This is a genomic window from Polynucleobacter necessarius, from assembly GCF_900096765.1.
Classification (GTDB): Bacteria; Pseudomonadota; Gammaproteobacteria; order Burkholderiales; family Burkholderiaceae; genus Polynucleobacter; species Polynucleobacter necessarius_F.
Genome location: NZ_LT615228.1, coordinates 230,196 through 247,982 on the forward strand (window position 1 = coordinate 230,196; position 17,787 = coordinate 247,982).

General features: G+C 44.1%; 20 protein-coding genes and 1 pseudogene. 15 read left to right on the forward strand and 6 right to left on the reverse strand.

Going from position 1 to position 17,787, the window contains the following annotated elements:
* Nucleotides 1-48: 48 nt before the first annotated feature.
* The 3 genes and pseudogenes from DXE33_RS09700 (at nucleotide 49) to DXE33_RS01220 (ending at nucleotide 2,637) form a co-directional block, all read left to right on the forward strand.
* Nucleotides 49-426 (forward strand): MaoC/PaaZ C-terminal domain-containing protein, encoded by a 378-nt coding sequence (locus tag DXE33_RS09700; protein WP_197711958.1) that lies wholly within the window; start codon nucleotides 49-51, stop codon nucleotides 424-426.
* Entirely contained in the window at nucleotides 375-1,397 is a 1,023-nt protein-coding gene (locus tag DXE33_RS01215; protein WP_331851812.1) for a bifunctional enoyl-CoA hydratase/phosphate acetyltransferase, read from the forward strand. The genes DXE33_RS09700 and DXE33_RS01215 overlap by 52 nt, the downstream gene beginning before the upstream one ends.
* A 17-nt stretch (nucleotides 1,398-1,414) precedes the next feature.
* A pseudogene (locus DXE33_RS01220) lies at nucleotides 1,415-2,637 on the forward strand (acetate/propionate family kinase).
* Nucleotides 2,638-2,710: 73 nt separating this feature from the next.
* Here DXE33_RS01220 and DXE33_RS01225 read toward each other — a convergent pair.
* Entirely contained in the window at nucleotides 2,711-3,130 is a 420-nt protein-coding gene (locus DXE33_RS01225; protein ID WP_114638293.1) for a hypothetical protein, read from the reverse strand.
* Nucleotides 3,131-3,281: 151 nt separating this feature from the next.
* Here DXE33_RS01225 and DXE33_RS01230 point away from each other — a divergent pair, with 151 nt between their 5' ends.
* The gene (locus tag DXE33_RS01230; protein ID WP_114638294.1) at nucleotides 3,282-3,554 is read left to right on the forward strand and encodes an HU family DNA-binding protein; all 273 of its coding nucleotides are present in this window, start codon (nucleotides 3,282-3,284) and stop codon (nucleotides 3,552-3,554) included.
* A 73-nt stretch (nucleotides 3,555-3,627) separates the two neighbouring features.
* On the opposite strand, the gene DXE33_RS01235 is transcribed toward DXE33_RS01230, so the two are convergent.
* On the reverse strand, nucleotides 3,628-4,530 hold the full coding sequence (locus DXE33_RS01235) for a hypothetical protein (protein WP_231970286.1): 903 nt from the start codon (nucleotides 4,528-4,530) through the stop codon (nucleotides 3,628-3,630).
* 14 nt (nucleotides 4,531-4,544) lie between these two features.
* Here DXE33_RS01235 and DXE33_RS01240 point away from each other — a divergent pair, with 14 nt between their 5' ends.
* The 11 genes from DXE33_RS01240 to DXE33_RS01290 all read left to right on the forward strand — a co-directional run bounded on the left by DXE33_RS01240 (nucleotide 4,545) and on the right by DXE33_RS01290 (nucleotide 13,782).
* Nucleotides 4,545-5,555, forward strand: a complete 1,011-nt coding sequence (locus DXE33_RS01240) for a CorA family divalent cation transporter (protein WP_114638295.1) — start codon at nucleotides 4,545-4,547, stop codon at nucleotides 5,553-5,555.
* Between the two features lie 426 nt (nucleotides 5,556-5,981).
* On the forward strand, nucleotides 5,982-6,224 hold the full coding sequence (locus tag DXE33_RS01245) for a hypothetical protein (RefSeq protein WP_114638296.1): 243 nt from the start codon (nucleotides 5,982-5,984) through the stop codon (nucleotides 6,222-6,224).
* A 351-nt stretch (nucleotides 6,225-6,575) separates the two neighbouring features.
* A complete protein-coding gene (locus DXE33_RS01250) occupies nucleotides 6,576-7,223 on the forward strand; it encodes a ferritin-like domain-containing protein (RefSeq protein WP_331851783.1) in 648 nt (215 codons plus the stop codon).
* Nucleotides 7,224-7,246: 23 nt separating this feature from the next.
* Entirely contained in the window at nucleotides 7,247-9,115 is a 1,869-nt protein-coding gene (locus tag DXE33_RS01255; RefSeq protein WP_114639683.1) for a B12-binding domain-containing radical SAM protein, read from the forward strand.
* A 65-nt stretch (nucleotides 9,116-9,180) separates the two neighbouring features.
* The gene (locus DXE33_RS01260; protein ID WP_114638298.1) at nucleotides 9,181-9,879 is read left to right on the forward strand and encodes a hypothetical protein; all 699 of its coding nucleotides are present in this window, start codon (nucleotides 9,181-9,183) and stop codon (nucleotides 9,877-9,879) included.
* A gap of 2 nt (nucleotides 9,880-9,881) precedes the next feature.
* Nucleotides 9,882-10,583, forward strand: coding sequence for a hypothetical protein (locus DXE33_RS01265; RefSeq protein ID WP_114638299.1), 702 nt, complete (start codon nucleotides 9,882-9,884; stop codon nucleotides 10,581-10,583).
* 27 nt (nucleotides 10,584-10,610) lie between these two features.
* Nucleotides 10,611-11,264, forward strand: coding sequence for a 7-carboxy-7-deazaguanine synthase (gene queE, locus DXE33_RS01270; protein ID WP_114638300.1), 654 nt, complete (start codon nucleotides 10,611-10,613; stop codon nucleotides 11,262-11,264).
* A gap of 29 nt (nucleotides 11,265-11,293) precedes the next feature.
* Nucleotides 11,294-11,758 (forward strand): 6-carboxytetrahydropterin synthase QueD, encoded by a 465-nt coding sequence (queD, locus tag DXE33_RS01275; RefSeq protein WP_114638301.1) that lies wholly within the window; start codon nucleotides 11,294-11,296, stop codon nucleotides 11,756-11,758.
* Complete coding sequence (tadA, locus tag DXE33_RS01280; RefSeq protein WP_114638302.1) at nucleotides 11,759-12,217, forward strand: tRNA adenosine(34) deaminase TadA; 459 nt, start codon at nucleotides 11,759-11,761, stop codon at nucleotides 12,215-12,217. It abuts the gene before it with no gap.
* Nucleotides 12,214-13,158 (forward strand): LD-carboxypeptidase, encoded by a 945-nt coding sequence (locus tag DXE33_RS01285; RefSeq protein WP_114638303.1) that lies wholly within the window; start codon nucleotides 12,214-12,216, stop codon nucleotides 13,156-13,158. The genes tadA and DXE33_RS01285 overlap by 4 nt, the downstream gene beginning before the upstream one ends.
* Before the next feature lie 120 nt (nucleotides 13,159-13,278).
* Nucleotides 13,279-13,782 carry an SOUL family heme-binding protein gene (locus DXE33_RS01290; protein WP_197711960.1) on the forward strand — a complete coding sequence of 168 codons (504 nt, stop codon included), beginning with the start codon at nucleotides 13,279-13,281 and terminating at the stop codon, nucleotides 13,780-13,782.
* Here DXE33_RS01290 and DXE33_RS01295 read toward each other — a convergent pair.
* Genes DXE33_RS01295 through DXE33_RS01310 form a run of 4 tightly spaced genes read right to left on the reverse strand, consistent with a single transcriptional unit; the run spans nucleotide 13,779 to nucleotide 17,776 of the window.
* The gene (locus DXE33_RS01295) at nucleotides 13,779-14,651 is read right to left on the reverse strand and encodes a 23S rRNA (adenine(2030)-N(6))-methyltransferase RlmJ (protein WP_114638304.1); all 873 of its coding nucleotides are present in this window, start codon (nucleotides 14,649-14,651) and stop codon (nucleotides 13,779-13,781) included. The two genes, DXE33_RS01290 and DXE33_RS01295, sit on opposite strands and share 4 nt — an antisense overlap.
* A 6-nt stretch (nucleotides 14,652-14,657) precedes the next feature.
* A complete protein-coding gene (locus tag DXE33_RS01300) occupies nucleotides 14,658-15,449 on the reverse strand; it encodes a phosphatase PAP2 family protein (protein ID WP_114638305.1) in 792 nt (263 codons plus the stop codon).
* Between the two features lie 5 nt (nucleotides 15,450-15,454).
* Nucleotides 15,455-16,714, reverse strand: coding sequence for a glycosyltransferase family 9 protein (locus DXE33_RS01305; protein WP_114638306.1), 1,260 nt, complete (start codon nucleotides 16,712-16,714; stop codon nucleotides 15,455-15,457).
* Between the two features lie 18 nt (nucleotides 16,715-16,732).
* Nucleotides 16,733-17,776 carry a lysylphosphatidylglycerol synthase transmembrane domain-containing protein gene (locus DXE33_RS01310; RefSeq protein ID WP_114638307.1) on the reverse strand — a complete coding sequence of 348 codons (1,044 nt, stop codon included), beginning with the start codon at nucleotides 17,774-17,776 and terminating at the stop codon, nucleotides 16,733-16,735.
* Between the last annotated feature and the right edge of the window lie 11 nt (nucleotides 17,777-17,787).

The window sequence follows — 17,787 nt, forward strand, 5'->3', positions numbered from 1 at the left end:
TTAAAAACCATACATGGGATGAGTTACAAGTAGGGCAAAGTGCTTTTATTGAGCGCCGCATTTCTGCGCGTGATTTATTTTTTATTTGCTCATGCATCTGGAAATTTAAATCCTCTTAATATTCCTCTTCCCGCAGAGCAAGAGGTCGAAGATAATGAAGCGGTTGCCCCTTCAATGTGGGTGGGCTCGCTCATATCTAGCGTCTTGGGGAATATTCTTCCAGGGCCCGGCACATTGTATCGATCTCAAGATTTCAATTTTTTAAATTATGCGCATGTTGGTGATTTACTCAGGGTAGAAGTCAAGTTAATTGAAAAAAAGAATGTCCGCAAGTCGTATTTGAAACGCATGTTCATAAGCAAGATGGAATCTGCATCGCAAGTGGACTGGCAGTGGTCGACGCACCAACAAGCACGATTTATTTGAAGCCTCATGAGTTACCAGGCTTGTTATTGTCAGAGCACGATCATTTCCATCGCTTAATAGAAGAGGCGAAAAGCTTGCCTCAAATGCCTACCGCCGTCGTATGTCCAGATGATGCTAATTCATTGGCGGGAACACTTTTGGCTATGAATCAAGGTTTGATTAACCCAATATTAATTGGCTCTCAAATTGCAATACAAAAAGCTGCTCAATTGGGTTCTATCGATATATCGAACATGCAGCTAATCGACATTGCGGACCATAAACAAGCAGCGGCAAAAGCAGTCGAGTTAGTTCATCAGAAACAAGTTGCAGCCATTATGAAGGGTAATTTACATTCTGATGTGTTGCTTTCTCAAATCGTTAAAAAAGATGGGGGTCTGAGAACCTCCAGAAGAATCTCGCATGTCTTTGTATTGAACGTGCTGACATTCGAGCAACCATTGTTTATTTCGGATGCGGCAATCAATATCGCTCCAGACCTTGCTACTAAAGTTGATATTGTTCAAAATGCGATAGACCTTGCTCGGGCATGCGGCATTGTTTTGCCACATGTAGCCATTCTGTCCGCTGTAGAGACTGTCAGCTTAAGCATTCCATCCTCAATGGATGCTGCAATTCTCGCCAAAATGGCTGATCGCGGCCAAATCACTGGGGGTCAAGTGGATGGTCCGCTAGCCATGGATAACGCGATTGATATGTCTGCGGCGCTCACAAAGCATCTCAATTCACCAGTTGCTGGTAAGGCTCAGGTTTTAATCGTGCCCAATCTTGAGGCTGGGAATATGCTGGCTAAAGAATTGACTTTTGTTTCTCATGCCCAGCCAGCAGGCCTTGTACTGGGAGCGCAGGTGCCCATTATGTTAACTAGTCGAGCTGATAACGAGCGCGCAAGATTGGCATCCTGTGCTCTAGCCCAGCTTTATCATCAATTTCAATTAAGTGGTTACTCAAGCTTTAATTTGAGTGAATAATCATCGTAGATCTTGTTATGAGCATCAATACTCTTATTTCTGGCCCATGCATTTTGACGATCAATGCAGGATCGTCTTCTATTAAATTTTCCTTATTCACTGTCCCCCAAGAAAATCAAGTCATTGTTGGGCAAATAGACGGCATCGGAGCCAAAAACGCAATCTTTGAAGTGCGGTGGGCGGGCGCAGGTGATAAGGAGGTGCTTTCATGGTCAAACGACGATGAGCCTAAAAATCACCGTGAAGCGCTCAGTTTTTTAGTTGGATGGATCAACAACCGATTCAATTATATTGATATTGCGGCAATTGGACACTGTGTGGTACATGGCGGCCAAAAATATCTTGCCCCGACGCTGATCAATGAAGAAATCATGCATGAACTTGAATCACTCATGGCGCTGGCTCCCTTGCATGAGCCGCATAACTTAGCTGGAATTAGGGCGGCCCAAGAGAATTTCCCCAGCGTTCCTCAGGTTGCCTGCTTTGATACCGCATTTCATCGAACGCATTCATTTGTTGACGATTGCTATGCAATCCCCAGAAGCTTTTATAACGCAGGAGTTTGTCGCTACGGCTTTCATGGACTCTCCTATGAGTACATTACAGAGCGTTTGGTTGGAATGTTCCCCAAGGAGTCAAGAGGCAGGGTGATCATTGCTCACCTAGGGAATGGGGCCTCAATGGCTGCATTAAAGAACTGCATTTCCGTTGCCTCTACGATGGGGTTTTCTTCCTTAGATGGGTTACCCATGGGGACTCGCTGTGGTGAGATTGATCCTGGAGTATTGCTCTATATGATGCAGCACGATGGGCTTAATGCAGATCAAATTGCCAATATCCTGTACAAAGAGTCTGGCTTAAAAGGCCTATCTGGCGGTTTATCGAATGATATGCGTACATTAGAAGCCTCTGATAAGCCAGAAGCTAAAGAGGCTATGAATATTATGTGAAGGAAGTAAAGCGTGAGATCGGCGCATTGACAGCACTTTTAGGCGGCCTAGATGTATTAGTCTTTACTGGTGGGATCGGTGAAAATTCTGCAATGATCAGAGCAAGAGTGTTAAAGGAGATGTCCTGGATTGGCATTGATCTCGATGAAGACAGCAATCTTGCGGGTGAGACTATCATTTCTTCCGACAATTCAAATGTGCTTTGCCTGAAGATGCACACGGATGAAGAGCGCATTATTGCCAGGCATACCTATGAGCTCAGTAAAAACCAAGAGTTGGTGGTCTCTTAGGCTAAGAAGTCTGCGATCTTCAAAGTACCGCTATTAAACAAGCATCCAATCTCTCTAAAGAGTGAGTGGGCAATCACTTGTAGGATAGCTGAAGATCGTCAATTTCTTTAATTTCAAGCTGACCGAAGATAAAGCTTTCCGACTTGATCAATTTCCACTCTAGATCCTGAAAAACATCCTGATAAGGCCCTGAGAATTTACGAGAAATGCCATAGAAGATATCAGTTAGCTCTTCCTCAAGCGCCTCTGGAACGGTCTGCGAAAAGTAAATCACTTTCTCACCATTATAAGTTTCGCTAATGCTAGCCCCTTTGATATCTTCAATACAAATACCAACTTCAGGCCGGTAGTTTTTTATGAAGGTTGGCCTAGAATTAGTCAGTACCGAGCCTAATTTCCAGACTAGGCCACATTTGATTTCCATGTTTTCTTTTTGAAACACTTCTCGATCAACAATAGAGCCAATTTCAAGTGGAATGATCTGGTAAGGCATTGTGCTACCCCCTTGATTACATGGAAACAGACTTAGATAAATTGTTTCATTGCTTTGTGACAAAACGATGATGTGATGATTTATTGATGTCATATAAGCATGATAAATTTCAATTTAACGAATACGTAATTCGCCTCCCAAATGAATCCAAATGAATAAAGCTGAACTCATTGATCATATTGCGACGGGAGCAGATATTTCAAAGCTTGCGGCCGAAAAAGTGCTCAATTCAATTATCTTTCGCATCACCACTACTGTGGCGATGAACGAAGAGGTGCGTATCATCGGTTGGGGTTCATTTATTCCTGCGCCCAGAAGTGCCCGCATAGGGCGCAATCCAATTACTGGTGATGCTGTTCAGATTGCCGCTAGCGTGAGTGTGAAATTTAAACCTGGAATTGCATTTAGAAGTGCCCTGAATTAGTCGGAATAAAAAAGGGCTAAGTTGATTCTTCTGGGTACGTAACAAGTTCTCGAAAAATTATGAATGCGATTTTCTAAAATCGCCAAGTGACGCCAATCTCTGAGCGGGTAGCATTGGGTCCGCTCGCAGATACTACGGTTCCGAAATTGCTGGCACTGCGCATTGCCGAGAGGCCGATATCAATATCATTGGCAGGGGAGATAATAAGAGCCATCAGGCCGTAGGTGCTTAAGTACTGCTCGGGTATTGGCGGATTGGTGGTTGCGCCAATATCAAGCGCTACTTTGATTCCTGGCATCAATGTCCATACAGGCGCGAATGACATCAAGAAGATATTCGTGCGGTTCAGATCCATACTTTGACCAACGGCATAGTTGGTGTTGTAAGGTGAATGCATATAAGACAGGTTCAAGTGAACTTCGATCTGATCCCAGTAGCGAGAGGCAATGAAATTGGCCCCGTAATTGAATGCGGCTAACCCAAGTCCATTGACTTGTTGTAATTTGCTGGCAGGAAAAATCAGCGTAGGCTTGATAGCAAGGGCATATTGGTTTTCTTTATCCTCAAAAAAACGCCACTTCATGCCAAGCATTGAATTTGAGAACCTGGTGTAGCTTCCAGTAGGCTCGGTGTAATAAGTTGTTGCTATAGAGGCTTCAAGTGATTCATTTAAGCCTCTGGTGTAGGTAAATGGAAATGCTTTGGCGCCTCCCTGTCCTGCAAACTCCTCTCCTGGGGTCACAATGTCAATTGGCGCTGTATTGGTGCTGCCATGTCGATTGATCGCAAAAAAGTACTGCTCAATTTGATTTCTGCCTGCCTCAACGGTACCTGCGTCATCAGTATTGAGTGGCTCAAAGGCTAACGCCGTAGATGAAGTCAGCAGTAGAAGAATAATGAATTTAAGCACTGTAGGGGGTGGGCAAATGAAATATATGACCTTAAATTGCTCTGATGACAGCCTGATGTCTGTCATACAATACGGCCTATATGAATGATCTCGCCCACAATTCTTTTCCAGTTGATGGTGTCGTTTTCGCCTGGGGTATGAATAGCTCTGGCAAAAACTATGAAATTCCATTGGATGAAATTACTGAGAAGTTAGATGATCCCGAGCAGTCAATGTGGCTGCACTTGAATCTATCGCATTCACAAGTGCAACGATGGCTGGATAAAACCAACTTAGTGCCAGAGCGAGTAGTAGAGATGATTCGAGAAGGTGTTACTCGAAGTCGTTTGGAGCGCATTGAAAAGTTAGACGACTGCTTGCTGATGGTGATGAACGATTTTCATCAAGAATTTGGCTTTAAAGAGGGTGAGGCTACCTTAGGAACCTTATGGGCAATCCTCACTCCACGCTTAATGATTTCTTTAAGAAATAAGCCGCTCAATACAACCGATAAACTCAGGGCGGATTTAAGGGCTGGGCAACTGCACCCACATTCTGCCATTGAGTTGTTTCATGAGCTGATTGATTTACGGGCTGAGTATTTGAGGACTCTATTGATTGGATTGTCTGAAAAGATGGATGATCTTGAAGAAATGCTACTCAAAGGCCGCGATATTCCAGAGCATGAAAACTTAGGCCGAATTCGTATTCACTGCAGTCGTTTGCGACGTCAGTTTGCTCCAGAGCTGGTGGCTCTTCATCGATTGCAAAAACACTTACCATACTGGTTCTCTGCTCAAGATAAGGCAAGACTGAGCGACGATGTAGATTTGTTGTCCTTTCTGGTGCAGGACATTTCCAATCTCTATGACAGGGCAAAGGTATTGCAAGATGAACAGGCAGCGCACGTAGCAGAATTTAATGCTCGTAACTTGCAAGTCTTGTCTATTATGACGGTCATATTTCTCCCAATGACTTTATTAACAGGAATTATGGGGATGAATATGGAGGATCTACCAGGCCTTAAAGGTTCATTCTATGAAGTCATGATGCTGATGGTTGCTGCTGGTAGTCTTGTTTACATAGGATTGAAGTACAAAAAGATTATTTAAAAGCTTGAGAAATTTCAAGTATTAAATTCTGTGCTTCTACTTGTAAGAATTGAGCATAACTTTGAGCACGCTCGATTGCCTCTACAAAATTATTTTCATAGTATTTCATGCGCGCCTCTTCAATTGAAATTAATTTAGGTACTGAAATACCGGTTCTTTGATACCGGTTCTTTGGGATGTTTCAAAAAGACTTAATCTTTGGTGGTTACGGGCATGATGCAAGAGCTGCCCTAAGCGTCTATAGGGATTATTTTAGTAGTCATCTAATTGCCTCGATCCTTAAGCGGTGATCTTGTGTGCTGATCATTACACTATGGTGAAAGATTGATAACAGTCACGATTTCATCCCTAACGGGTTCATCAAAATGTCATCTCCCAGGTGGATTATCTGATCCCAGATCCAAGTGAAATTGAAGGAGAGTCATCATGTTAGATCGCATCCCAAATGACAAAGTGATTGATTTAAGAAGAAGGGCGGCTGAGTATTTTCAAAAAGCTGCCTGGAATCAGTTGCTAGCCTTGGACAACTATCGAGAGAATAATTTGCTTGCTGCAGAGCGATTCGCACAACTCTCATTTGAGGATCAAATGAATGCTGTTGAGTGTGCTGAGTTGGCCGATGCTGAAGCGGATCTCATGCTTGAGTTGGAGATAGTGGAGGAGAGTTAACTTACGGTTTTGGCTGATTCCTCGTACAATGACTTCTTGTACAGCCAAAATTACTTTGTTTAAATGCTACCTCACCAAGCTGGTGACATCAATGTTGCACAATTCAATTTAATCTATATTGACTGTTTTATCGTCAGTAGATTGTGCTATCGAGTTATTGGTCGAGTGCTGAGATTTTGTAATATTTTTGTTCGTGGATTTTCTTCATGATTGAGTTACGTCAAACTGCTCTTGAAATACTACTAACGAAAGATACGCAAACTAAGGTAAGCCGAGTGAATCAATTATTTGAGGCTTATGAGCTTAATCTAGTGGATATCAATTCAGAGTTTATCGCTCGAAGACCGGGGTTTGGAGTTGCCGGGACGCCCTCAAAAACCAGAATTAATTCTGCCGCTCCAAGTTCCGAAAAGAAGAATGGATACTCTTGAAGGTAGGGCTTCATTATTGCATTCGCTTGCACACATAGAATTTAATGCAATTAATTTGGCGCTTGATGCGATTTGGCGTTTTGCAAAGATGCCAAAACAATATTATTCAGATTGGCTGAAGGTGGCAAAGGAAGAGGCTTATCATTTTAATCTGGTGAATGAGTATCTCAGATCACTAGGATTCCCTTATGGATATTTTCAAGCGCATAACAGTCTATGGGAGATGGTCGAGAGAACTAAGGACGCCATCATTGCCAGAATGGCGCTTGTTCCCAGAACGATGGAGGCAAGAGGTTTAGATGCAGTGCCAATGATTCGGGATCGATTTAAGCAGATCAAGGACGCACGCGCGGTCGAGATTTTAGACATCATTCTTCATGATGAAATTGGACATGTGAGAATTGGTAATTACTGGTTTAATTTCTTGTGCACCCAAAATCAGTTATCACCCACTTCAACCTATAGAGAGCTTGCGCGGCAATATCGTGCCCCTAGGTTGAAACCGCCATTTAATATGGAGGCTCGTCGGCAAGCAGGCTTTAGCGATGAGGAGTTAAGTCAATTGTGAAAATTCTGAGCTTAATTCCGCCAATGACGCAGTTAAATACGCCGTATCCATCAACTGCTTATCTCACAGGCTTTTTGAGATCGCGTGGATTTAATGCTGTACAAGAAGACTTGGCTCTGAGCCTAGTGCTGGATCTTTTTACACCCAAAGGCCTAAGCCAGATTCATGCTCAGGCGCTTGAAATGCCAGAGGAGCTTCGTAGTGCTAGTGTGAATTATTTCCTAGATTACTTTGAAGACTACCAAGCAACGATTGCACCAGTTATCGCCTTTTTGCAGGGGCGTGATAGCACATTAAGTCACCGTATCAATGCTCGGACTTTTTTACCAGAAGGTCCGCGGTTTTCTTCCCTTGAGGCCTATGATGATCAGACGGGTGATCCTATCGATTGGGCTTTTGGGGCTCTTGGCTCGCAAGATCGTGCTCGGCACTTAGCCACCTTATATTTAAATGATCTCTCAGATGTGCTGCGAGATGCTGTAGATGATCGTTTTGAATTTGTTCGATATGCCGAATCCTTGGCAAGCAGTCAGCCGACATTTACTCCTCTAGCTCTGGCTCTGACGGCTGATCAGACTTTGATAGATCAGTGCCTTCATCGCTTAACCATTGCGGTCATTGAAAAGCATCAGCCTAATCTAGTCCTCCTATCTGTGCCATTTCCTGGAGCAATGTATGCTGCTTTAAGAATTGCCCAGACTATCAAAAAGTCAAACCCTGGTATTCATATTGTGTTAGGTGGTGGTTATGTCAATACTGAACTACGGGAGTTAAAAGATGCTCGTATTTTTAATTTCATAGACTTTATCACTCTCGATTCTGGTGAGAGACCTGTGCTTTCTTTGATCGAACATCTTGAGGGTAAGCGCTCTGGTGAAAGATTAGTTCGCACGTTCATTAGAAATGATGAAGGAGTTGTTGAGTATATGAATTGGCCTGAACCCGATATTCCATTTGAAGATGTTGGGACGGCAACCTGGGATGGTTTGCCACTTAACTCCTATTTATCCTTGCTAGATATGCTCAATCCAATGCATCGCCTGTGGAGCGATGGCCGCTGGAATGAGTTAACGGTTGCACATGGGTGCTATTGGAAAAAATGTAGTTTCTGCGATGTCACTCTTGATTACATCTCTCGTTATGAGACTGCCTCAGCGGCTCTTTTGGTGGATCGAATTGAGGCTATTGTTGCCCAGACTGGTCAAACTGGTTTGCACTTTGTAGATGAAGCAGCGCCACCCAAAATGTTGAAAGTATTGGCAGAGGAGTTGATTCGCCGCAAGGTGCAAATCTCTTGGTGGGGCAATATACGATTTGAAAAAACATTTACGCCGTCATTGGCCGAGCTATTAGCCCGTAGTGGATGTATTGCAGTGTCTGGTGGTTTAGAGGTTGCCTCTGATAGATTATTAGATCTCATGAGAAAAGGTGTCTCAGTAGCACAGGTTGCTCAAGTTACCAAGGGATTTTCTGATGTAGGAATTTTGGTGCACGCCTATTTAATGTATGGATTTCCGACTCAAACAATTCAAGAGACGGTAGATTCTTTAGAGTATGTCAGGCAGCTTTTTGAAAATGGTTGCATTCAAAGCGGGTTCTTCCATCGTTTTACCTGTACGGTGCATTCGCCTGTTGGTCAGAATCCTCAAGAGTATGGCATTGAGTTGCAACCCTTGCCAGATATTACCTTTGCTAAGAATGATGTGGCGTTTATTGATCCCACTGGCGTAGATCATGATGTCTTAGGCCTGGGCCTGAAAAAGGCTATATATAACTTTATGCATGGGGTGGGCTTTGATCATGAGGCGCACACTTGGTTTGAGGGGCTCGATCTGCGCATTCCAAAGACATCAGTCTCAAAAAATTACATTTCCAACGCCTTTTATTCATAGTGTTTATTTAGCTCTAAGAGGCTTACAATTATTTTTTAAAACCAAAATCGAGCTAAGCACATAGCATGAACTTATCACGCCGAACTTTTATTGCATCTGCCGCTTTATTACCTGTTGCCTGTGGAGTTCCTCTCTCGTATGAGGGTGGTGTTCCTGTGTCAGCTCCTAGCCCTACGCCAAAAGTTAGGCAACCTCAAGTAGGCCAAGAATGGATATATATTAAAAAAGATGTATTTAACGGAAAAACATTAGGCTTGATAACTGAGCGGGTTGTGAGTGTAGGTAGCAATATTGTTATTGAGCGAAGTGAAAATGGTGCTGCATTACCCAATGAAATACAAACTTCATGGGGTTTTGTGCAAACCGATCCGCAGTGGTCTAAAGTTTTAAATTTCAGACCGGCATTAGCGCTTTGGCCAACTGAGCTGACAGCAGATTGGAGTAAGCAATTTATTACCAAGTACACAGTTGCTGGATACCCAGATGGGGAGTTGGGTTGGCAGGAGTATATGAGCGCTCAAGGTTGGGAAAAAATTACGGTTCCAGCTGGAGACTTTATTGCCTTACGTTTTCATAACCTGATCAACTATGAGAGTGACGATCCTAATAAATTTGCTTGTATGCATAATGAAACTATTTGGTTTGCTCCTCAGATAGGCCGTTGGGTTGCTCGTGAAATTTCAGGATCTTATAAAATTCAAGGCGAGGGTGGAACTGTTATTTCTGAAAATAGCTATCAATGGCAACTTGTATCTAATAAGTAAATATGTTCCGAAAATCATTCATCTTTGTAATTTCAGGGTTTCTCTCCGCCTGCATTGCAACGCAGCCCTATCCAAAGGGTGAGCTAGTATCTCAGCCTGATCCAGCCCCGATAGTTCGAGCGCCTAAAGTTGGTCAAGAGTGGGTTTACCAAATTCACAATGTTTTTAATCAAGAGATTGTCGATATAGTGACTGAAAAAGTAATTTCCGTTGGTCAAGAGGTACGAATTACTCGATCAGGCTTAAAGGCCGGACCATTGCCAGATGAAATTCAATCGCCTTGGGGTTATGTGATTCAGGATCCTCATTGGAATCCTCCGCAAAAATTTCAGGAGAGAATCCCGCTTTGGCCTAAGCAATTAATGACCGGATGGGGTGATTTTTATACAACGCGCTATGAAGTGGTTGGATATCCGGATAGTAGCTATTACTGGGGTTTAAGTATTGCTGCTCAGGACTGGGAGCGCGTTCAAGTTCCAGCGGGTATTTTCACAACTTTGAAGTATCACAATGAAATGCCTTATTTCCAGAGTAATGATCTATTTAGAATCGGTAATATGCGTGAGGAAGATGTTTGGTTTTCTCCTGAGATAGGCCGCTGGGTTTTGCGTAGAGGAAGCGGGCGCTATATAACTAGCGGCGTTTTTTGGGCTAACGCCTACTGGGAAGACTATTTGCAATGGGAGCTTGTCTCCTGGAAATAGCAAAGCGCTTAAAATAGGCGTATTGCTATGTATACCGTTAAAGAACTATTTCCTACCCTTCAAGGCGAAGGAGCTCACGCTGGTCGTGCAGCTGTCTTTTGTCGTTTTGCCGGCTGCAATTTATGGAGTGGTCGCGAAGAAGATAGAGCGACAGCGGTTTGTCAGTTCTGCGATACCGATTTTGTAGGCAGTGATGGTGTGGGTGGTGGAAAATTTGAAAGTGCTCAAGAATTAGCAAATGCTATAGAAACTTCATGGAAAAGTACTTTAGCCGGCCCACAGCAGCGTTATGTAGTTTTTACTGGTGGAGAGCCTCTATTGCAGCTAGATGAGGCCTTGATTGATGCGCTTCATCAAAAAGGATTTGAAGTCGCCATTGAAACCAACGGGACTATCAAAGTTCCCAAAGGGGTAGACTGGGTTTGTGTGAGTCCTAAAGCGGGATCTGAATTAATTGTGCTTCAAGCAAATGAATTAAAGCTGGTGATACCTCAAAAAGGACATGGGTCCTTGGAGAAATTGTTGGCTCGTTTTGAAAAGATGGATTATCGCAATCGCTTTTTGCAACCAATGGATGGGCCGGACTTAAAAGTGAATACTGAGTTAGCAGTGAGTTTGTGTCAAAAACGACCCTTATGGCGTTTGAGTATTCAATCTCATAAACTCATTGGAATTCGATAAATACTTAAACCCAATAGATGACTTACTGAATGACTAAGAAACAATCTGCAATTTCAATCACCCGCCGACTAGAGTTTGATTCTGGTCACCGCACCCCAAATCATGATGGGCAATGCAGGCATTTGCATGGACATCGTTATGCCATTGAGGTGACGTTGACAGGCGAGGTTGCCGATCATCCTGGCAAAGCTGATGATGGAATGGTCTTAGATTTTGGTGATATCAAACGCCTTACTAATGAATACATTGTTGATAAATGGGATCATGCGTTCTTGGTGGCAAAAGAGGATGAAGGCCTGGTCGCATTTTTGTCAAGCTTGCCCAATCATAAGACGGTGATTTTGGAGCATGTTCCTACCGTAGAAAACTTAGCTAATGCTGCATTCGCAATATTGCAGCCAGTTTTTAATAAAGCATTCGGTGGGCGTCTTGAGCTTTCTGCTATTCGATTATATGAGACGCCTAATTGTTGGGCTGATGTTCATCACTCTTAAATGAAGCAAAACGAGCTTGACCAACAGTTTATGCAACAAGCTATTGAGCAAGCTCAATTAGCGGCTCTTGCTGGTGAAGTTCCTGTTGGCGCTGTTCTGGTTAAGGACGGTCAAGTAATTGCTAAAGCATTTAATAAGCCGATCACCAGTCATGATCCTAGCGCTCATGCCGAGATGCTGACATTAAGACAAGCAGCCCAAGTCGAGCAAAACTATCGTCTACCAGGCAGCACTCTATATGTCACCCTTGAGCCTTGCGCCATGTGTTCAGGTGCAATATTGCACGCTAGAGTTGATCGGGTGGTTTTTGGTGCTACTGACCTTAAAACTGGTGCTGCAGGAAGTGTTTTAGATGTATTCTCTTCAAAACAAATCAATCATCAAACGCGTGTTGAAGGTGGGATTATGAGTGAAGAGTGCGGCCAATTGCTACGTAGCTTTTTTAAGGAACGTCGTTGAAAGCGATTCATTTAATTGCACCTTCGGGAGCAAGTCTAGAGGAGCGGACTCCTTTGGCTGGTATTGCTTGGTTAAAGAGTCAAGGAATTGCTGTTGCTAACGCAGAATGTGTGCACCGCGTCCATGAGCGCTTTGCGGGTACCGATGCAGAGCGTTTGGCTGAACTTAACCACTTGCCATCAATAGATTCTGAGTCAGTCGTGATGGTGATGCGAGGCGGTTATGGTTTACATCGTTTGCTTTCTCAGATCGAATGGGAAGCCATTGCCAAAGCAGTTAAGAATGGACTACAAATCTGTGGCCACAGTGACTTTACAGTATTTGAGTTGGGTTTATTGGCTAAAACAGCGGGTATCACCCTATCTGGCCCGATGCTCAATTTTGATTTTGGTGGGTCTGATGAGGGTGGCAAGTTAATTGCCCCTGATGGATTTATGTGGAAGCATTTTTTAGATGCCATCCAAGAACGAAAATTAAATTGCACGATTAATGCCTCCCAATCTTTTCTGGGTTCTGCAAGTTCAAGCAGCTTGGTTGGAATGCTATGGGGTGGAAATTTGACAGTCTTGGCCAGTCTAATTGGTACGCCATATTTGCCCAATGCCCGACAAACTCAGGGAGGCATCTTATTTTTAGAAGATGTTAATGAGCACCCATATCGTTTGGAGAGAACGATGATGCAGTTGCTCGATGCGGGAGTCCTCGAAAATCAAGGGGCAGTTTTATTGGGTGGTTTTTCAGCATATCGTCTTTACGATAACGACCGGGGCTACTCATTAGCACGTGCTATTGAGGCAATTCGTCAGCGCTTGCCAAATCACATCCCTATGCTCACCGACTTACCATTCGGTCATCAGGCAAATAAGTTAACTTTGCCAGTGGGTGCTCAAGCAACGCTTGATTACAACGAGTCTGGCTTTACACTGAAATCTAGTTGGTAGGACCCATGAGAAGGCGCACTAGTGTCGCTATTGTCTTTGCACTGCTCACATTTACCAAGGTTGCTATGGCAATAGAAGAGCCAAAATTTACGGTACTGGAAAAAACCCCCACCATTTGAGTTGAGATTATATGAACCAATGATCCTGGCAGAGGTTCAGGTAGAGGGCGACTTAGATCAAGCATCTAGTCAGGGATTCCGCTTGATTGCTGCTTATATTTTTGGTGAAAATCAAGTTAACCAAAAGATTGCCATGACTGCTCCCGTAGCAGTAGAGCAACAGAGCGCAAAGATTGCGATGACTGCGCCTGTCAGTATTGAATCTAACTCAGGGCAATGGATAGTCTCATTTGTGATGCCAGCAGAGTACACGATTGAGTCCCTGCCTAAGCCTTTGAATCCTAAGGTGCAGATCAGGCAGATCCCCCAAGTGAGGCGGGCGGTGTTTCAATTTTCTGGGTTCTATAACAGTCAAAAAGTTGCCGACAAAACCCTTGAGCTTGAGCAGTGGATGAAGGGTATGAATCTTGTGCCTCTTGGTGATCCAAAATTTGCTCGCTATAACCCACCTTGGACGCTGCTCTTCATGCGTCGTAATGAGGTCATGATTGATGTGCGCGATTAGTTTTTAGCTTCAACACTCTTTAACAAGAACTGCGCGCCGCCATCTACACCCAACGCTTTAGTCAGCACAGGTAGCGCTTGGGATAAATGTTTTTCTAATGTCCATGGTGGATTAATAATGAACATGCCGCTTGCCTGCAGGCGACGTTCACCTGGCGCATTTTCTATTCGCAATTGTGCGTGCAACCAGGAGCGTTTATGCTTGGTTGCAATCTTTTTCATTTGATCTGGCAGAGCTGCGGACTCTCTTCTAGAAAGAGTGGGGTACCAGATGGCATAACAGCCTGTGGCAAACCGTTTTAAGGCTTCTTCCATAGTTTCTTCTAGATAACGATAGTCTTGTTTATCTTCATAAGACGGGTCTATCAGTACCAAACCGCGTCTGCTTGGTGGGGGCAATAGCCCCTTCAGTCTTTTAAAGCAGTCTTCAGCATAAATATCAATTTGTTTTGACTGTTTTAACTCCGCAATATTGTGGCGCAGAATATCAATTTCTTTAGGGTGGAGCTCAAATAACTTTAGACGGTCTTGTGGTCGCAACAGTCTTGCAATAATGAATGGCGATCCAGGATAGGTGCTCAGCTCTTCAGGCGTATTTTCAGGCTGAATGGCTTCTAGATATCTTTGAATACTTTCAGGCAGGGGGTTGGAATTTGCAAAAGCTTGCAGACGAAAGATTCCACCTTCAGCTTCTTTGCTCACTGTAGCAAATCCATCTTTGAGGCTGTAAATTTCAGCGCCAGCATGAGTGTCCACGATCGTCAGAGCCCCAGGCTTTTCTTGTAAATACTCTACAAGATGAATCAGTGTCAAATGTTTGAGAATGTCAGCATGACTGCCAGCATGAAAAGCATGTCGATAGCTAAACATAGAAAATTATTGTGAGTTTTTTGGCAATGATCCGAACTGCGCTTTACCAAAGAAAATAAGAGTAATGACAACAATCGCAATCGATGCATATTGCAGTGGAAGATTAAGGTCTATATCCAGAACTTGGGTACTATGAACGTAGATGGAGGATAGACCACCAAGAGCAATAATGCGTGGCCAGGCTTTTCGGGGGCTTAGTTGCGCTTCAGGAATACGCAATGCACAAAGGGCACCAATCATCCCGCACCACAGCCCAATTCCGGCGCCTGCCATGACATCGGTAAGCCAGTGGGCGCCAACTGCATTACGGGAGAGTCCAGTGAGTGCGGCTAGTAAAAAGAGGAACCCCAGAGGTTTGCGATTTTCAGTGTCGCTAGCAAAGTAGATGGCGCTCATCACGGCAAATGCCGTTAAGGTATGGCCAGAGGGAAGTGCTTTATCAAGGAGCGTTTCTCCAATACTATGAAAGCTGTTATTTTCTAATACCCTAGCCGGCCTAGGTAGGTTAAATATTCTTTTGAGGATAGTGCTAGCAATTGCCGAAAATGCACCAGCAAACAATCCGGCGCTGAGTAATCGTGGCGCTAACAAGAGTAGAGGAAAGAAGAGTGAAAAACTGCCCCAGCCATTGCCTAAAAAAGTGAGCCAAGCCCATAGCATATCTGGCAGCAATTGTGTGAGGCGGTTGATAAATAAAAAACTACTGCTTTGCAGTCCACCAAAATAAATTCCAAATGCGAACGCGATTGGGGCTAGTGGAATTAGCCATGCAAAATGAGGAATAGCATTTTTGCTCATTAAGCTTAGCGACCTTTTGCCTTGTCAGCTTGCTCAAGTTGTACATTGACCTTTTCTAGTACTTGCGCTACTGAAATGGCCTGCATACAAACATTATTGCTACACGGTGTCTTGCGATGATTAGCGGCGCTCACACAAGGGGAGCAGGCTAGATTGGCGGTTATGGCAATTGAGTTACCAACAGAGCCATAAAGAGCAGGTGTTTCTGGGCCAAAAAGTACCACGGTGTGAAGGGATGTCACAGCAGAGAAGTGGCCTGGACCTGAGTCATTGGTCACCATGACATCGGATAGTGTGTAGAGCGGAGGGAGTTCTGCAAAACTCACTTGACCAGCAAAGTTAAGAGCATTCTTCACATTCGCAACTGAGCGCACTTTGTCTACATAAATAAATTCTGCAGGAGAACCGGTAATGAGAATTAAATCGGTTGGATAGCGTTCATGTATCGCTTGAATTAACTCAGAAAACCGTTGTTGTGACCAGCGACGCTGCGGCAATAGATCACTCGCATTTGGGTTGATGAGGATGATTCTATCTTTGCCGTAAGTGAATGCAATATTGGCTTCTTTGGCTAACTTCTCGATACGGGCTTTAACTTTCTCTAGTGCGCCAGGCTGAATGACTGCTTGCTCTAAGCGAACTTCAGAATCTGCAATATGTATTTTGCTAAAGGGTACTTCAATTTCAGTGGCAAAAGCAGCATGAATCAGGGAGAGAAAGTTCTTAGTGATATGGATGTGTGGGTTGTAATGCACCTTGCGGGTTAGCATGAAGCCCCGCCATAAACCCTCGCCATGAAAAATGTGATAACCCACTCGACGTCTTGCTCCACATAAACCAGTAAGGAGGGCGGTAAAACGTGAGAAGAGTTCTAAGTCAATTACGGTATCAATACGATGGCATCTAGCAACAATCAAAAAGCGTAGGGTATCTTTAATGAGGCCGCCTAAGCTAGAAGAATCAATCGTGAAGATATTTTCTGGCTTGACTGTGTTCAGTAGGGTAAGACTTGCACGATTACTCTTGAAGATGAGGAAAAAGAGTTCGGCGCCACGAGCTTGTGCATTGCGCATGGCTGGATCAACCAATATTGCACTGCCCATTTCTGAGAGTTCAATAAAGAGTAGTTTTTTTGGAGTTGCTGGACCACTGCTAAACACATTTTTTAAGCCATCCAATAAGGCCACCACTGGACTGACGATGGCGCACAAAGGCACACCAACCCAATGATCAATGGCACGCATGGTATTGACGCTAATAGTCATAGTTTTGCTCTGCAGAAATTATTTTCGTTTTAGTAAAAAGTAGGCGCCTGGAAGAACAGAGATCACCGTAATTGCACCATAGCTAATGGAGGCAAGCACTGTTAATGAGGGATTAACTCCCCACAAGGCCAATACTGAAGAAAGGGTAGCCTCGCGTAAGCCCCATCCAGAGATGCTAATTGGTAGCATAAGTAGAAGGCTCAAGGCTGGGAGGCCAATCATGAGGCTGGAGATTGGTGCCTCAGCGCCATAGGTCTTAAGACAAAAGCCAAAAGCCAAAATAATGAAGCCATGAATCCCGATCGCAAAAATGGCTTGGGCAATATTCATTGGCCATGAGAAAGCTAAGCGAATGCCTGGCATGGCGTTGTTCATCCGCAAGCGATCCAGCAACTTTTGCAAAAGACTGCGGCTGTTTGGCCAAGCCAGAATAATGGATGCAATCAGTCCCGCAAGTAGCATAATTGCAATGACAAAGTAGCCCAAGTCTTGCCCCCAGAGGGCCAATGTGGCGCCGCCTAGGACTAGACCAATACCCCCTAATAGATTGTTCCCTGCCAAACCTATTAAGCGATCAACCAAAACCATCGAAAAACTAAGACGCAGTTTTGGGGTAGCATGCTCTAAATCCACGGAATGGTGGAGCTCTTCATTCAGCTCCGAAGTATCTTTTAAGTTTCCGGCGCTGGTGAGATGAGTTGCAGTAATTGCACGATAACTATCTCCACCTAAAGTGCTCGGAAGTCCTTGATTAATTAATCCCCCTGCAAAGTACAGGGCAACATATGTTTTGAAAGAGCTTTTGAAGCCTACGCTGCGCATAAGAAATCCCCACCGTATGCCTCCGCATATAAAAGCGCAACAAATAGCAATTCCTGCTGCAATCAGCCAAATCGGCTCCATCTTGATTTGCGAGTCTAGTAGTGTGTGCCAATCAATTCCGCTGGTGGCTTTCCATAGGAGTGCTAGAGAGAGGATGATGCGAATCGAAGGCCATGCCCGTTTCAGAGCGGATTTCCACCCTGAGGGAGTTTGGGGGGTGGAGTGGGGTTCTGAACTCATAGGCGTAAGGA

What these genes read in the sequence shown, in the direction of transcription:
- DXE33_RS01225 (WP_114638293.1), bottom strand. Translation starts at nt 3,130, where the DNA reads ATGCCTTACCAGATCATTCCACTTGAAATTGGCTCTATTGTTGATCGA.
- DXE33_RS01230 (WP_114638294.1), top strand. Translation starts at nt 3,282, where the DNA reads ATGAATAAAGCTGAACTCATTGATCATATTGCGACGGGAGCAGATATT.
- DXE33_RS01235 (WP_231970286.1), bottom strand. Translation starts at nt 4,530, where the DNA reads ATGACAGACATCAGGCTGTCATCAGAGCAATTTAAGGTCATATATTTC.
- DXE33_RS01240 (WP_114638295.1), top strand. Translation starts at nt 4,545, where the DNA reads ATGAATGATCTCGCCCACAATTCTTTTCCAGTTGATGGTGTCGTTTTC.
- DXE33_RS01245 (WP_114638296.1), top strand. Translation starts at nt 5,982, where the DNA reads ATGTTAGATCGCATCCCAAATGACAAAGTGATTGATTTAAGAAGAAGG.
- DXE33_RS01255 (WP_114639683.1), top strand. Translation starts at nt 7,247, where the DNA reads ATGACGCAGTTAAATACGCCGTATCCATCAACTGCTTATCTCACAGGC.
- DXE33_RS01260 (WP_114638298.1), top strand. Translation starts at nt 9,181, where the DNA reads ATGAACTTATCACGCCGAACTTTTATTGCATCTGCCGCTTTATTACCT.
- DXE33_RS01265 (WP_114638299.1), top strand. Translation starts at nt 9,882, where the DNA reads ATGTTCCGAAAATCATTCATCTTTGTAATTTCAGGGTTTCTCTCCGCC.
- queE (WP_114638300.1), top strand. Translation starts at nt 10,611, where the DNA reads ATGTATACCGTTAAAGAACTATTTCCTACCCTTCAAGGCGAAGGAGCT.
- queD (WP_114638301.1), top strand. Translation starts at nt 11,294, where the DNA reads ATGACTAAGAAACAATCTGCAATTTCAATCACCCGCCGACTAGAGTTT.
- tadA (WP_114638302.1), top strand. Translation starts at nt 11,759, where the DNA reads ATGAAGCAAAACGAGCTTGACCAACAGTTTATGCAACAAGCTATTGAG.
- DXE33_RS01295 (WP_114638304.1), bottom strand. Translation starts at nt 14,651, where the DNA reads ATGTTTAGCTATCGACATGCTTTTCATGCTGGCAGTCATGCTGACATT.
- DXE33_RS01300 (WP_114638305.1), bottom strand. Translation starts at nt 15,449, where the DNA reads ATGAGCAAAAATGCTATTCCTCATTTTGCATGGCTAATTCCACTAGCC.
- DXE33_RS01305 (WP_114638306.1), bottom strand. Translation starts at nt 16,714, where the DNA reads ATGACTATTAGCGTCAATACCATGCGTGCCATTGATCATTGGGTTGGT.
- DXE33_RS01310 (WP_114638307.1), bottom strand. Translation starts at nt 17,776, where the DNA reads ATGAGTTCAGAACCCCACTCCACCCCCCAAACTCCCTCAGGGTGGAAA.